Below are 13,409 nucleotides of genomic sequence, written 5' to 3'. Positions count from 1 at the left end.
AAAGAATTTACGTTGCAGATTGGATCAGTAAATGGACCGGAGACCGGCCTGAAGGGCAAACAGGCCGGCCCCCGGGGCCTATCGGATCACCCTCGTGGGGCGTCAGGTGATGTTTATTTGGTGGTTTCGGTGCGTTGGGTGCCGGTGAAGGCGATGGTGGAGGTGGCGCCTTGGAAGTCGTTGTTCGCGGTGGTGGGGAACGCGGTGGTGACTTTGAGGTTGTCGGTTTTGGCCGAGGTCAGGGAGGTGAGGGTGTACAGGTCGGAGTTGCCGGTGTTGGCCGGGCCGGGGGCTCCGAGGATTTTGCCGGAGGTGGTCTTGAGGCTGATGGCCATCTGAGTATGGTCCTTTCGGGAGGCCACCGTGGGTCCGGCCGGCCGTTCATTTCCAGCCTCTCTGGCTGACAAGAACTACTGTGCCGGGCCCGGATCAAGAACAAATCCTGTGTTCGGTCAACAATTCCTCAGGAAAACCTCAAGACTCCGGCGGTGGGGCGCGTGCAAGTAGGCTGTAGCTGTGAGTCAACCGCAGGACGAGGGGCCCTTTTATCACGGGACGAAGGCCGATCTTAAGGAGGGTGATCTCCTGAGACCAGGCTTCAGGTCGAACTACAGGCCTGAGGTGGTGATGAACCATATCTACTTCACCGCTCTCCGGGACGGTGCGGGGCTGGCTGCCGAGCTCGCGGCTGGTGACGGGGAGCCGCGCGTCTATGCCGTTGAACCCACCGGAGCGTTCGAGGACGACCCGAACGTGACCGACAAGAAATTTCCGGGCAATCCCACCCGGTCCTTCCGCAGCAGCGCCCCGCTCAGTGTCATTGGTGAAGTGACCGACTGGACTCGCCTGGCTCCCCAAGCTCTGCAGGAGTGGCGAGAGCGACTGGCGGCCATCGCTGCGGACGACCGCAGTGAAATCATCAATTGACGGCTTTGCTCGAATCCAGCGCTCAAGGTAGGTAGTGACCGCCCGGGGGAGCAGAAAAAGACGAGTACCAACTACTCGTGTGCCTGCTTGATGGCTCGTCTTTACTGGACCCAGCGGATCCCCGCAACGGTCAGTGACCCCCCTCGTTGGCCGGGGCTGCCCAAGGATCCGCGGCAGGGGCCGGACGGCATCACCCAGAAGTGCTGTCCGGCCCTGCGCAAAGAGACCTGCCATTGTTTTCAGGGACCCGGCATGTATATCGTTAACTATCGTTCAGTATCGTTCGCGACATACCGAGGTGAGCCTGATGCACAATTCATTCCCTGCAAACGGATTTATGGGAAACAACTTGGACGGCATGTGGCAGGCCGTGGAGGAGTTCCGGTCCCGTTTCGAGAAGCGCTCAGGCACCCGGGCTGGACGGGGCGAGTTGAGGACAGCCATCCTTGCCCTCCTCGCTGAGCGGCCAATGCACGGCTATCAGATCATCCGTGAAATCGAAGAGCGGAGCGGTGGAAGCTGGAAGCCGAGCGCCGGCTCCGTCTACCCGACCCTCCAGTTGCTGGCAGACGAGGGTTTTGTCAGCACTGAGGAATCAAATGGCCGCAAAATCTACTCCCTCACTGAAGCTGGCCGCGAGGACGTTGCAAGTGCCGAAACAGCAGCGCCTTGGGAGTCCGCTGGCAACGCTCCCGGGTTCGGCGCACTGCCCAAGGCAGGGGTTGAGCTTGCTCAGGCAGCGGCCCAGGTGGGGCGCACTGGAACGCCGAAGCAGGTGCAGGAAGCTGTGACGGTGCTGGAAGACGCACGCCGTCGGCTGTACTCGATCCTCGCCCAGGACTGAAGGGGTGACGTCGGTTCGACGCGACCGGACGGATCCCTTGGCCGGTGAAGCCCGGGCCCGGTATCGTCGAATCTTACGGTTTGCCGCTTGGCATCTGCTGGTCACCTGGTGGTTTGAGCTGTTCCTGCCTCGAGTCGGGCTGCGCCGACTGACTGAACGCAACCGGGCGCAAAGGATGCGGCGCTTCGCCCAACGCTTCCATGGTCTTGCGGTGGAGCTTGGCGGCTTGATGATCAAGGTGGGCCAGTTCATGTCGTCCAGGCTCGATGTACTCCCGCCGGAGATAACTGCCGAATTGGAGGGCCTTCAGGACGAGGTGCCGCCGGTTCCCTTCCCGGCCATCCGCGCGCTTGCTGAGGCTGAACTGGGTGCGCCTTTGGAGGCAGTGTTCGCTTCGATCGAGGAAACGCCGATCGCAGCCGCGTCACTCGGGCAGGCCCACCGGGCGAAGTTGCTCCCCGGCAACGCCGAAGACACTGGCCTCAGCAGCGTGGTTTTCAAAGTGCAGAGACCCGGCATCGATACCATCGTGGACGTCGACCTCGCTGCCCTGAGGAGAGTGGGTGGCTGGCTTAGCCGCATCCGTATCGTCTCAAACCGTGCTGATGTGCCCGCCCTCATCAAAGAGTTCGCACAGACCAGTCTGGAGGAAATCGACTACCTCAATGAGGCCGCAAATTCAGAGCGGTTTGCTGCTGACTTCGTCAACGACGCCCGGGTAACGGTGCCGGGAGTGGTCTGGGAACGGACCACTCGCCGCGTGCTCACCTTGGAAGATGTCACAGCCATCAAGATTACGGATGCGGTGTCGCTGCGCATGGCGGGGATTGATCCTGCCTCCGTTGCCCCTATTTTCGCTTCAGTGATGTTTGACCAGTTGTTCACTAACGGTTTCTTTCACGCCGATCCGCACCCCGGCAACATCTTTGTCACACCGTATTCCGGTTCAGCTGAACATCCATGGAAACTGACATTCATCGATTTCGGGATGATGGGCGAGGTTCCTGCCAGGACCAGGAGTGGACTGCGTAAACTCCTGATCGCGGCTGCCGCCCGGGATGGAAAGGGCCTCGTGGCCGCTATCAGCGACGTAGGCGTCTTGATGCCCTCGGCGGATACTGCCGAGCTGGAGCGGGCCATGACGCAGCTGTTCGCGCGCTTTGGCGGTATGGGCTTCGCTGAACTTCGCGATGTGGATCCGCGGGAGTTCCGTGACTTTGGTGCGGAGTTCGGCAACGTGATCAGGTCACTTCCGTTTCAGTTGCCGGAGAATTTCCTGCTCATCATCCGCGCAATGTCGCTGACCTCGGGTGTGTGCAGTTCGCTGGACACCCGCTTCAACTTGTGGGATTCGGTGGAACCGTATGCGGCACAATTGCTGCGTGATGAGCGCGGCAATCTCGTCAACGACGTCGCTGCACAGGTGTTCGACGCCGCCGCGGTCGCCTTGCGCCTGCCGAAGCGGCTCGATGCGCTGGTCAGCAAACTGGAAGACGGATCGCTGCAGGTATCCAACCGGCGCCTGGAACGACAAATGGCACGCATGATCGGCTTGGTAAATCGAGCAGTGGGTACGCTGATCTTCGGGGCGATGCTGGTGGCTGGATCAGTGATTCGGGCAGACGACTGGGTGCTCGGCAACGTGCTCATGATCGGGTCGGTGGTTCCATTGCTCTACGGCTTGTGGTCAGGCCGGGGTCACCTGTGAGCCAACTTCGTCGTCGTAGAATGACCCTGTGACTGAGACCCCAGCCCCAAGTCCCGAGGCCTCCGGCAAAATGTCCGGCCCCATCCTGGTGGGGGTGATGCCCGGGCAACACGCCATTGTGGTGGAGCAGGCGGCACAGGTGGCCGCCAATGCAGGTCTTCCGCTGGTCTGCGCATATGCGGATGTCACGGTGTATCCCGTGGATGGAACAACGGGAGGGCCGGCTGCCCCGATCGATCCGGATGGCGTTGCTGTAGCCCAGGGGTTTCCACAATCACTGAAGGCGACCATTGCCCACCAACTGGCCGGCGTGGACGTCGAGTGGTCCATCGTGCCGCTCGCGGGGGAGCCTGCGCGTGCTTTGGCGCGTGAGGCCGGGGATATCGGAGCCTCCATGATCGTGGTGGGTACGCGGGAGCGTAAACTGACGGCCGCACTCAAGGAGCTAACGGCGGGTTCCGTGGCCCGGCATCTGTTCCACCGCCAAGATTTGCCAGTGCTCGTTGTCCCCGTGAACCCCAGGGTCCCGGACGACGATGACGACGACTGAGGCAACAAAACCACTCCACTTCCAGTGGGGCTTTATCGGCATAGTGGCAGCCGGCGGGGTGTTCGGAGCGCTCGCCAGGTACGGGCTTGGACTGGTGATACCGGCGCCAAATGCTTGGCCGCTTCCCATCCTGGTCATCAATCTTTCCGGCGCGTTGGCACTGGGCGCATTACTTGAAGGACTCTCCCGCAGAGGGCCCGACGTCGGTGGCCGCCGGGTTTTGCGGCTTGCCTTGGGGACGGGGTTCCTGGGCGCTTACACCACCTACAGCACCCTCGCTTTGGACGCGGTTCACTTATTTGCGGTGGGTGGGGCACCTGGAGCTGCCGGATATCTGGCAGCCAGCCTGCTCGGTGGAGCCGCAGCCACTACTGCGGGAATATGGTTGGGCGCCTGGCATCATCGGCGTACAACAAGACGTAAATCGTGACGGTCCTACTTCTTGCGCTTGCGGGCGGAGTAGGCGCAGCGGCCAGGTTTGTTGTGGACGGTTTGCTCAGGCAACGCCTCAAGACGGCACTCCCGTGGGGAACTATCCTGATCAATGTCTCAGGTTCCTTGGTGCTCGGGCTCCTTGCCGGATTGCTGCTGCGGGGCCAAGCATCTGAGTCCCTGTTCTTAATCGTGGGAACAGGCTTCCTGGGTGGATACACCACGTTCAGTACTGCAAGCCTGGAGACCATCCGGCTGATCCAAAGTGGCAGGACGGGCCTGGCGCTCATCAACGGCGTGGGATCCATGGCGGCAAGCGTTCTTGCTGCAGCGGCGGGAGTGGGGATCGGCCTGTTGCTGACTTGAGCATTTATATGGCTTCAGGCGTGGTGAACCTCACCCACGAAAGTGTCATGGCCCGGCTGTAGGATCGAGCCATGGCTAAGAAGACTTTCAATGAGCTGTTGTCCGCCCAGGTCGCCAATGAGTTTGCGGCCTCCCAGCAATACATCGCAGTAGCTGTGTATTTTGATGGTGAAGACTTGCCTCAGCTGGCCCGTCACTTCTATCGTCAGTCCCTCGAAGAGCGTAACCACGCCATGATGATGGTCCAGTACATGCTGGACCGCAACGTTCACGTGGAGATCCCGGGTATCGCCCCGGTGCGCAATAACTTTAGCAACGCCAAAGAGCCCATTGCCCTCGCCCTGGAGCAGGAGAAGGAAGTCACCCGGAGCATTGAGGAGATGTTCCGCGTTGCCCGCGCAGAGGGCGATGCTTTGGGTGAGCAGTTCATGCTGTGGTTCCTTAAGGAACAGGTGGAGGAAGTTGCCTCAATGACCACGTTGCTGAACATCACTGAACGTGCAGAGAACCTCTTCGACATCGAGAACTACGTCGCCCGCGAAACGGTAGGCGACGGCGGACACGACTCAAGCGCACCAGCGGCCGCCGGCGGGGTCATCTAGTCACAACCAGCCTTTGCGTTTGAAGATGACATACATGAGCAGTGCGGCGCCGAACATGAGTCCAACAGCCAGAGGATAGCCGAAGTCCCAATGCAGCTCGGGCATATGGTCGAAGTTCATTCCGTAGACGCCGGCTACGAAGGATGGAGCGAAGAGGATGGCCGCCCAGGAGGAGATCTTCTTGACCTGCTCGTTTTGGGCGGCGCTGGCCTCGTTCTGGCGGTTGGCGGTCAGCGTTCCGTCAAGGGTGAGGGCGTTCTGGAGGAGATCCCGGAACGAGTTGGCCCTGGAGATCACGCGTTGGACGTGGTCCTCGACATCACGGAGGGAACGTTGGAGCTCAATGTCCACTCCGTACTTTTCGAAGCCCTTCTCCAGAAGCACCATCATGTCCGGAAGGGGATGAATGGCGCGCTGGAACTGAATCACTTCGCGGGCGAGCTCATAAATACGGCGTGAAACGGCGCTGTCACCGCTGAAGAGCTGGTCTTCAATCTCGTCGATGTCATTTTCCAGGCCCGCGACCACCGGAGCGTAGTCGTCCACCACTTGGTCCAGGAGGGCGTACAGGACCGCCTCCGGGCCGTGGCGGAGGAGGTCCGGGCGCCCCTCAAGCCGCTTGCGCACACGGGCCACGCCACCGGTTTCGGCATGCCGGATGGTCACCACAAAGTTCGGTCCCGTGAAGACGTGGAGCTCGCCGAACTCCACCGTTTCGGTTTCGTCCAGGTAGCGGGCCGGCCGCAGTACTGTGAACAGGTTGTGGTCGTAGCGCTCAAGTTTGGGTCGCTGGTGCGCCGAGACGGCGTCTTCCACCGCGAGTTCGTGAAGCCCGAACTCCTGGGCGACGGCGGCCATCTCCTCTTGGGTGGGTCGGTACAGGCCAATCCAAGCCATGCCGCCATGTTCCGCCAACGTCTCAAAGGTCTGTTCGAGGGTGCGCGGGGTGGCACTGCGGACGCCGTCTACATATACGGCGTTGTCGATGATGGTCACTGTTTGAACGCTACTGCATGGCTCCGATGATGGCGCCCGCGAGGGTCATCGCCACGATGTCGTGACCGGAGTCGATAGCGGTTACAGCCGCCGGGCGGCCTGCGAAGCCGTTATGAATGACGTGCCCGCCCGCGCGGAACACCACGGCGAGGATCAGCGCGAAAATCCCGCCGGCAAGGAAGGTGTTGAGGTCCAGCGCGCTGATGAGGATAGCGAGGAGGATGCTGGTCACAGCCGCCGCCGCCATCATGGGAACCCAAATGCCTGCGCCGCCTTCGATGTTCTTGAGGTCCTCTTCAGTCTTGCCGATTGCCTGCATCCACTTCCGACCAAGTACAGCCGGCATGTACCAGACGAATCCGATCACCATGCTCGAAACGAAGGCCAGAAGTACGGCGAGCCAGTTGATTTGGGAGATGTGTGAGAGCCAATCCATGCCTAAAAGCCTAGTGCGTTCAGGCCTCTGAGCTTGCGCTCCGGCCTTCTTGCTTTGACCGTGTTGGTGCCGCAGCCATTCTCCCGATGAGTGGCTCAGTGCGGTAGGGGATATGGGTGTGCAGGGCAAGTACTGTTTCGGTCCTGATGACTCCTTTGGTGCGAAGCACTGACCGCAAAGCTGACTGCAGGTTGTGTGTATCCGTTGCCACTACCCGGCACCACAGATCGCCGCGGCCGGAGATTTCATGGACCTCCAACACTTGGGGGATCAGGCGCAAGGCGCCGATGACGCCGTCGAGTTCCCGGTGGGTGACTTCAATCGTGACGAAGGCGACGACGTCGTACCCCACCTTTTCGAGGTCGACCTCCCGCCCAGCGGCCTGCAGCACGCCGGAACGGAGAAGGCGCTTGATCCTGCTTTGGGCCGTATTGCGAGCTATGCCCAATTCATCGCTTAACTCGGCGATCTGGATGCGCGGATCCTTGATCAGTTCCAAGAGGATCTTCAGGTCCAGGGGGTCAAGGGTGTTCAAATGGTCACTCCAGCTCATTTTGTTCGGACTACTTTGAGTGTTTTGCTCAATTCTTACATTTTGATAGTCCGCAAAGATCAGTGCTACTGCATTCTATTGCCATCACTACATAGCTGGCTGTTCGGTTCCCGCAAGGAACCGAACAGCCCGGCCACCGAGTCCGAAGGCATGGAAAATGACTGTCTTGAGCGAACTCCGCATGCGTCCGGCTACCGTCGAACGCTGGGGATGGGATGCCTCCACCACTGCCAGGTTGGTCCTGGCGGGGGTCGTAATTTTTACACTGCTGGTCGGCGCCAACCTTGCCACGCCTTTGTACCCCTTGCTGCAAGCCAGGATCGGCATGTCTTCGCTCGGCGTGACGGTTGCGTTCTCCAGCTACGTCCTCGCACTCGTAGCGGTTCTCATGGTGGCGGGCCATTGGTCGGACCACATCGGGCGGAGGGCAGCGCTGGTGCTCGCTGTCGTCGTCGGTTTGGTGGGAGGTGTCATCTTCGCGAATGCAGACGCTCTCCTCACGTTGTCCCTGGGGCGGGCGCTGCAAGGCGTGGCGGTTGGACTAGCCACGGGAGCCAGTTCAGCTGCATTGCGCGAACTGCTGCCCCAGCGGCCCGACTGGGCGTCCCGCTTTACGCTGCTTTCCTCTGCTGGCGGCGTGGCGGCGGGTCCTGCAATCGGTGGTGTCTTGTCGCTCCTGCCGGACCCCACACGCACTCCGTATTATGTGCACTCCGCGGTATTGGCGGCTGCCCTCATTCCTTTGTGGCTGCTGAAAGCCAGGCCAGCCATCGCGCCGGCGGAGGGAGTAAAGCCACTCAAGGTCCTTGCCCCTCGGAAGCCGTCCATCTCCCACCATGCCCGCGGAGCGTTCTGGATGGCTGCGGCCACCGGGTTCCTGAGTTTCGCAGTGTTCGGCTTCTGCCTGTCCCTGGCGCCCGGGTATTTCGCCAGCGTTGTCCACGCCGATTCCAGGCCGCTGATCGGACTGCTGGCCGGCGTCACGTTGGGTGCTTCAGCCCTGAGCCAACTGCTGGGTGCGCGGGGCCGCTTCGTTGTCCCCGTGGCACTTGCCGTGCTGGGGGTCTCGGTTGTTCTGGTGGGAGCCGCCGCAGCATGGTCCAGCCCTTGGTTGCTGGTGGCTGCCAGCATCACCGCGGGAGTGGGACAAGGCATCGCTTTCCGGCAGGTGTTCAATGAGGTTGCCGGGATAGTGGAAGCCGCCCGACACGCCCAAGTCATCAGCACCGTCTACGTCATCACGTACCTGGGGAGCGCTGTCCCGGTGATAGGGCTGGGACTGGCTGTCTCGGTGTTCGGCCTGCAGCCCGCCGTCGTGGGTTTCACTGCTTTGTGCGGATTGGCTGCTTTGTCGCTTGCGGCCGTGTCCCTTCGAAGCGCCTTGCGTTCCTGACCAGCTGCGTTGTCATTGACCCGCTGCTGAGATGCTCCGCTTATTCGGGCAACGGTCCCCGGTTGCCGGGAATGTGCTGGAACACCATGGTGGTTTCCGTGTGACCCACCACGGGATCGGTAGCGAGGTTGTCCAGGAGCCAGTTGCGGAGGTCGTCCGTGTTTGCGACGGCGATGTGCAGCAGGTAGTCCACTGAACCTGTGGTGTGGAAAGTGGAAATGACGGCCGGGAGCTTGGGGACACGCGCCGTGAAGCGGTCGATTTGGTCACGGTCATGGGCGCGGAGGCGGACGGCAATGAGGGCCTGAACTGAACGGCCGATCGCCGGCAGGCTCAAGACCGCTTCAAATCCCTCAATGATTCCGCGTTCGGAGAGCGCCCTGGTGCGCATCAAGGCAGTGGAGGGGGCGATTCCTACAAGTTCAGCCAGCTGCTTGTTGGAGATCCGGGCGTCGTCCACCAACGCCGCGAGGATTCGTTCATCGATCGCGTCGAGCGGCTCTGCGCTGCCCGTACTTGACCGAACATTCTTCGTGGGGTTGCTCACGGATCCTCCTGAAATTGCCTTCTGTCCATCCTAATCCGTGAAATCTTCAGCTGACTATGATTTGGCGGGGCGTCGGCGGGCCCGCCGTCGATCCAGTCGTTGGAGAGGCTCACTGAGCAGCATCGCCAGCAGCGGCCAGTTTCCTACCCCGGGAATGATCAGGGCCAGAACAAGCGCCAACAGGAAAAGCCCGGAAACGATGCCGCTCGCTCGGATGCCTGACACCACATCAGCGTTATCCATGGTGTGGAGATCCGGGTGGGACCGCAAATAGGCGCGGGCCAAAAGGAGCATGAGGCTGGTGGCGAAGAGGGTTCCAATGTAGACGAGGGGCTGCGCCCAGTCAGACTCCATCTGGGTGGACAGTGATGTGGCCACGGGCATCACCACAATGGTGAACATCCATGCCACGGTCAGCCACAACAAGCCCGAGTCCACGCGCTTGACGCTGCGGAACAGCTTGTGGTGGTGTACCCAGAAAACTGCAATCAGGATGAAGCTTAGGACAAAGCCGAGCAGAGCGTACTGTTCTTCTGCCAACCACTCAGCCGTAGTGCCGTCGTGGTCTGCCAGTTCACCCACACTCTCCATGAGCGGCAGGATCAACAACGTTAAAGCAATCGCCACCACGGCATCCGTAAACGCCTGCAAACGCTCCGGCGACGACAGCTCCCGGCTTTTCGTGACCTGTGTCATGCCTCCGATTGTAGGGGCAGCCCGGCTGAAATCAGCGGGAACTTAGCCGTGGGCGGTGCACTATCACGGTGACTACCGCCGTCGTGCATGACAGTGCGATGACGCTCAACGCCAAAGCCGGCCACCCAAACGCCTGAAAGGCAAGGCCGCCGGCCCAACCAATGACGCTGGAACCGAGGTAGTAGGACAGGTTGTACAGGGACGCGGCTTGCGCCCGGCCTGTGGTTGCGATAGCTCCCGTCCACCCTGAACCAACGCTATGGGCGGCGAAGAAGCCGCCAGTGAAGATCACCAGTCCGGCAAGGGTAGCTGCGAGGTTTTCCGCCAACGTCATGGCCAAACCTGCCGACATGATGGCGATCCCTGCCAGCAGGACGTTCCGCCGGCCGAACCTGGTGGTCAACCCCGCGGCCCATCGTGAGCTGACGGTCCCGGATAAGTACGCCAGGAAAATGAGGCTGACCACGGTGGCAGGGAGTCCAAAAGGTTCGGCATGCAGTCGGAATCCGAGGTAGTTGTAAACGGCAACAAAGCCACCCATAAGCAGAAAAGCCTGTAAGTACAGCGATAGCAGTCTGGGATTGCTCGAGTGCCGGCCGAGGGTTCGGAGGGCTCCGCGAAATCCCAAGGGCGGGGCCGGGCTGAACCGGCGTTGCTTCGGAACAAGAACCAGGAACAAGACGGCTGAAACTGTGGCCAGTAGGGAAACAGCCAGAGCCGCGGTGCGCCACCCCCAAAGTTCTCCAACTGGTCCGGCGACCAAACGCCCGGCCAAGCCACCCAAGGTTGTTCCGGCAACGTAGGTTCCAGCGGCGAGGGCGGTATGGATCTTGGTAACTTCCTCATTGAGGTAGGCGATGGCGATGGCCGGGATTCCGCCCAGGGCCATGCCTTCCAAGGTTCGGAGCCCCAACAGCACGGGGACCGTGGGTGCCAGGGGCACCAGCAACCCTAAGAGCGTGGCGACGGCGATGCCGATGGCCATGGCGCGGACCCGGCCAATCCTGTCGGCCACAAAGGACCACGGCAGCACAGTGACTGCCAAGCCCACAGTGGCGAGGGAAATGCTCAAGGCCGCTTCGGCCGCCGTGATCCGGAGGTCCGCGGCCATGAGTGGAAGTACGGCCTGCGTGGAGTACAACTGCGCGAAGGTCGCAACCCCGGCAAGCGCCAAAGCGGCCAGGACGCGACTATAACCGCGGGATCCTTTGGCGTGTCCCTCCCAGGAGTCGGTGCTGGGCTTGAAGGTTGCTTTGCTCACCGAGCCAGATTAGGGCTGGGTGGACACCATGTTCCAATGCATAGGTCACTTAGGATTGATGCAATAGCGCATGAATTGATCCTGCCAATAATGGAGCTTTATGGAACCCGATCACCAACAGCTCGTTCAACTACTCCCTCTGCTGCCTGTCTTGGCGGAACTTGGCCGGACGGAACACATGACTGAAACAGCCGAGATCCTCGGCGTTCCACAGTCGACAGTGAGCAGGGCCGTTGCACGGGCCAGCGCCATCGTGGGGATGGACCTGCTGATCCGCGAGGGTCGTGGCATTCGCCTGACACCGGCCGCGCGGACGCTGCTGCCCTACATCGAAGCAGCGCTGGAGGACTTCCAAGCCGGGCTGGACAGGGTGCGGCACGAATCTGACGTTGTGAGGGGCAGGATCGGGGTTTCGTTCCAACACACCTTCGGTGAAGCCACCCTTCCCTTGCTCATCAGCGCCTTCCGCGCACACCACCCGCACACTGTGTTCGAACTCTGGCAGGGTCCACGCGACGATTGCCTGAGGCAGCTGGCTAACGGGGACATGGATTTCGCGTTGACGGCACCCATCGCGCCGGAGGGGCGGGGTATTCGTGCTCTGCCTTTGTACCGTGAGCCATTGCGCGCGGTGCTGCACTACCGGCACCCTCTGGCTGGAAGATCCAGCCTTCCCCTCTCCGAACTCCGGCACGAACCGTACATCACCCTCCCGGAGGGAGTGGGTCTTCGGGCATTGGGCGAAGCGCTGCTGCGCGAAGCAGGATTCCGGCCGAGGATCGCTTTTGAAGTCCAAGAGTCCACCTCTGCCCGTGGGTTGGTCTCGGCCGGGCTCGGTTTTAGCATCCTGCCACCAGCGGGACCCGGCTCAGGAACCGGCCAATTTCTTCCTGAGGCCGAACTTGGGCTCGTTGAAGTGGCTATCGAATCGGACCTGGCGTTCCGGCAGATCGGCATCGCCTGGCGGGAACGGAGCTTCGAACCGGACGCCGTCAGGCTGTTCCGGGAACTAGTGGTCACCGAGGGTGGTGACTTGCTCGCCGAACTGGTCAGAGCCCGTTCAGGAACTCCCTGACCACGTCCTTCGCAGATCCTTTCCTGGCCTGCTGCCAGCCGGTCCCTGCCCACAGGTTAAGGCGGTGGGGATCTCCGGCGGCGGATGATGCAGCCCGGACGGGACTGGTGAGGTGGTGGATCGCCGGATAACCCTCCGGCGCGTCCTGATGGTCGCGGACGAAATCATTGACCAGCGAACGTGCCCAGCGCCCCGTGAATGCCCGTGTTATTGCCGTCTCCGCGAAGGCGGGGTCACCAAAGGCGTCCTTGTGCGGCTTCCGTGCGCCGCTCTCGTCAGTGCGAACCAACGCGGTGCCCACCTGCGCGGCAACGGCGCCCGCTGCCAGCACTTCGCGCAGCGTGGCGTTGTCCATGATGGCCCCGGCAGCGATGAGTGGAAGTCCGACGGCGGCACGCACCTGGGCCACCAGCTCCGCCGTCGTACGGGCTGCTTGTCCCCGCCGGCCAGGCAGGAAGGCTGCCGAGTGTCCGCCCGCGGAGCTGTGCTGCACTGCGATGGCGTCGGGGCCCTCCTCCGCAGCCGCAAGAGCTTCCTCAACACTGGTAACACTGGAAATGACCCGACTGCCTGCTTTTTGCAGGGCCTGGACCACAGGCTTTCCCGGGAGGCCAAAAGCGAAGCTCACAAACTCCACGGGGTCGGCCACCAGGGCATCGATCTTGTCCTGCCAGGCGTCGTCGTCGTCGAGCCGGAGGGGAGGTAGCGTCACGCCGTAACGAGCAGCCTCGGGTTCCAGTTCGGCCCGGTAGGCCTCAAGGTGTGCCCGTGCTTCAGGACCCGGCGGGAGCTGGCTTTGGTCCGGTACGAACACGTTCATGCCAAACGGAACATTGAGTTCCCGCGTTTCAGCGATTTCGGCGGTCATGGCTTCAGGGCTCTTGTAGCCGGCAGCAACGAAACCCAGTCCACCACCCTCATGAACTGCTTTCACCAACGCCGGCGTGGAAGTTCCCCCGGCCATGGGAGCTGCAACAAACGGTGTACCAAACAGGGTTTCAGGCATGTGCGGTTTCTCCTCAA

The 13,409-nt window shown here is 61.6% G+C and carries 17 protein-coding genes; 9 read left to right on the top strand and 8 right to left on the bottom strand.

The genetic code is table 11. The features are described from left to right. Positions 1-113: 113 nt before the first annotated feature. Positions 114-335, bottom strand: coding sequence for a hypothetical protein (locus RIF72_RS01695; RefSeq protein ID WP_309073163.1), 222 nt, complete (start codon positions 333-335; stop codon positions 114-116). A gap of 181 nt (positions 336-516) precedes the next feature. On the opposite strand from RIF72_RS01695, the gene arr reads away from it, so the two are divergent. From arr to RIF72_RS01660, 7 genes are all read left to right on the top strand, one after another. Next, entirely contained in the window at positions 517-927 is a 411-nt protein-coding gene (gene arr, locus RIF72_RS01690; protein ID WP_309073162.1) for an NAD(+)--rifampin ADP-ribosyltransferase, read from the top strand. Positions 928-1,234: 307 nt separating this feature from the next. Beyond that, positions 1,235-1,771 carry a PadR family transcriptional regulator gene (locus RIF72_RS01685; protein WP_309073161.1) on the top strand — a complete coding sequence of 179 codons (537 nt, stop codon included), beginning with the start codon at positions 1,235-1,237 and terminating at the stop codon, positions 1,769-1,771. A 4-nt stretch (positions 1,772-1,775) separates the two neighbouring features. Beyond that, positions 1,776-3,479, top strand: coding sequence for an AarF/UbiB family protein (locus RIF72_RS01680; protein ID WP_309073160.1), 1,704 nt, complete (start codon positions 1,776-1,778; stop codon positions 3,477-3,479). 28 nt (positions 3,480-3,507) lie between these two features. Next, entirely contained in the window at positions 3,508-4,029 is a 522-nt protein-coding gene (locus RIF72_RS01675) for a universal stress protein (protein ID WP_309073159.1), read from the top strand. After that, positions 4,016-4,459, top strand: a complete 444-nt coding sequence (locus RIF72_RS01670; RefSeq protein ID WP_309073158.1) for a CrcB family protein — start codon at positions 4,016-4,018, stop codon at positions 4,457-4,459. Before RIF72_RS01675 ends, RIF72_RS01670 begins: the two co-directional genes overlap by 14 nt. After that, the gene (gene crcB, locus RIF72_RS01665; protein ID WP_309073157.1) at positions 4,456-4,827 is read left to right on the top strand and encodes a fluoride efflux transporter CrcB; all 372 of its coding nucleotides are present in this window, start codon (positions 4,456-4,458) and stop codon (positions 4,825-4,827) included. Before RIF72_RS01670 ends, crcB begins: the two co-directional genes overlap by 4 nt. 71 nt (positions 4,828-4,898) lie before the next feature. Beyond that, positions 4,899-5,429, top strand: coding sequence for a ferritin (locus RIF72_RS01660; protein WP_309073156.1), 531 nt, complete (start codon positions 4,899-4,901; stop codon positions 5,427-5,429). Here the strand turns inward: RIF72_RS01660 and corA are convergent, their stop codons facing one another. The 3 genes from corA to RIF72_RS01645 are packed head-to-tail and all read right to left on the bottom strand — an operon-like array spanning position 5,430 to position 7,414. Next, positions 5,430-6,425, bottom strand: a complete 996-nt coding sequence (gene corA, locus RIF72_RS01655) for a magnesium/cobalt transporter CorA (RefSeq protein ID WP_309073155.1) — start codon at positions 6,423-6,425, stop codon at positions 5,430-5,432. Between the two features lie 10 nt (positions 6,426-6,435). After that, on the bottom strand, positions 6,436-6,861 hold the full coding sequence (locus RIF72_RS01650) for a DUF1761 domain-containing protein (RefSeq protein WP_309073154.1): 426 nt from the start codon (positions 6,859-6,861) through the stop codon (positions 6,436-6,438). Between the two features lie 19 nt (positions 6,862-6,880). After that, on the bottom strand, positions 6,881-7,414 hold the full coding sequence (locus tag RIF72_RS01645; RefSeq protein ID WP_309073153.1) for an Lrp/AsnC family transcriptional regulator: 534 nt from the start codon (positions 7,412-7,414) through the stop codon (positions 6,881-6,883). A gap of 157 nt (positions 7,415-7,571) precedes the next feature. Here RIF72_RS01645 and RIF72_RS01640 point away from each other — a divergent pair, with 157 nt between their 5' ends. Then, positions 7,572-8,807, top strand: coding sequence for an MFS transporter (locus RIF72_RS01640; protein WP_309073152.1), 1,236 nt, complete (start codon positions 7,572-7,574; stop codon positions 8,805-8,807). 40 nt (positions 8,808-8,847) lie between these two features. Here RIF72_RS01640 and RIF72_RS01635 read toward each other — a convergent pair whose 3' ends face one another. From RIF72_RS01635 to RIF72_RS01625, 3 genes are read right to left on the bottom strand one after another with little or no spacing between them, the layout of a single operon-like run. Continuing rightward, complete coding sequence (locus tag RIF72_RS01635) at positions 8,848-9,354, bottom strand: Lrp/AsnC family transcriptional regulator (protein WP_011775479.1); 507 nt, start codon at positions 9,352-9,354, stop codon at positions 8,848-8,850. A gap of 54 nt (positions 9,355-9,408) precedes the next feature. Further along, positions 9,409-10,050 carry a TMEM175 family protein gene (locus RIF72_RS01630; RefSeq protein ID WP_309073151.1) on the bottom strand — a complete coding sequence of 214 codons (642 nt, stop codon included), beginning with the start codon at positions 10,048-10,050 and terminating at the stop codon, positions 9,409-9,411. A gap of 31 nt (positions 10,051-10,081) precedes the next feature. Further along, positions 10,082-11,311, bottom strand: coding sequence for an MFS transporter (locus RIF72_RS01625; protein ID WP_309073150.1), 1,230 nt, complete (start codon positions 11,309-11,311; stop codon positions 10,082-10,084). A 100-nt stretch (positions 11,312-11,411) separates the two neighbouring features. Between RIF72_RS01625 and RIF72_RS01620 the strand changes: the two genes are divergently transcribed. Then, complete coding sequence (locus RIF72_RS01620; RefSeq protein WP_309073149.1) at positions 11,412-12,386, top strand: LysR family transcriptional regulator; 975 nt, start codon at positions 11,412-11,414, stop codon at positions 12,384-12,386. Here RIF72_RS01620 and RIF72_RS01615 read toward each other — a convergent pair. Continuing rightward, the gene (locus RIF72_RS01615; RefSeq protein WP_309073148.1) at positions 12,361-13,392 is read right to left on the bottom strand and encodes a nitronate monooxygenase; all 1,032 of its coding nucleotides are present in this window, start codon (positions 13,390-13,392) and stop codon (positions 12,361-12,363) included. The genes RIF72_RS01620 and RIF72_RS01615 overlap by 26 nt on opposite strands. Positions 13,393-13,409: the final 17 nt, after the last annotated feature.

It is taken from the genome of Paenarthrobacter sp., from assembly GCF_031180005.1.
Taxonomy (GTDB): Bacteria; Actinomycetota; Actinomycetes; order Actinomycetales; family Micrococcaceae; genus Arthrobacter.
The sequence above is the reverse complement of the archived record's forward strand: the minus strand, read 5'-3'. Positions and strand labels throughout refer to the sequence as shown.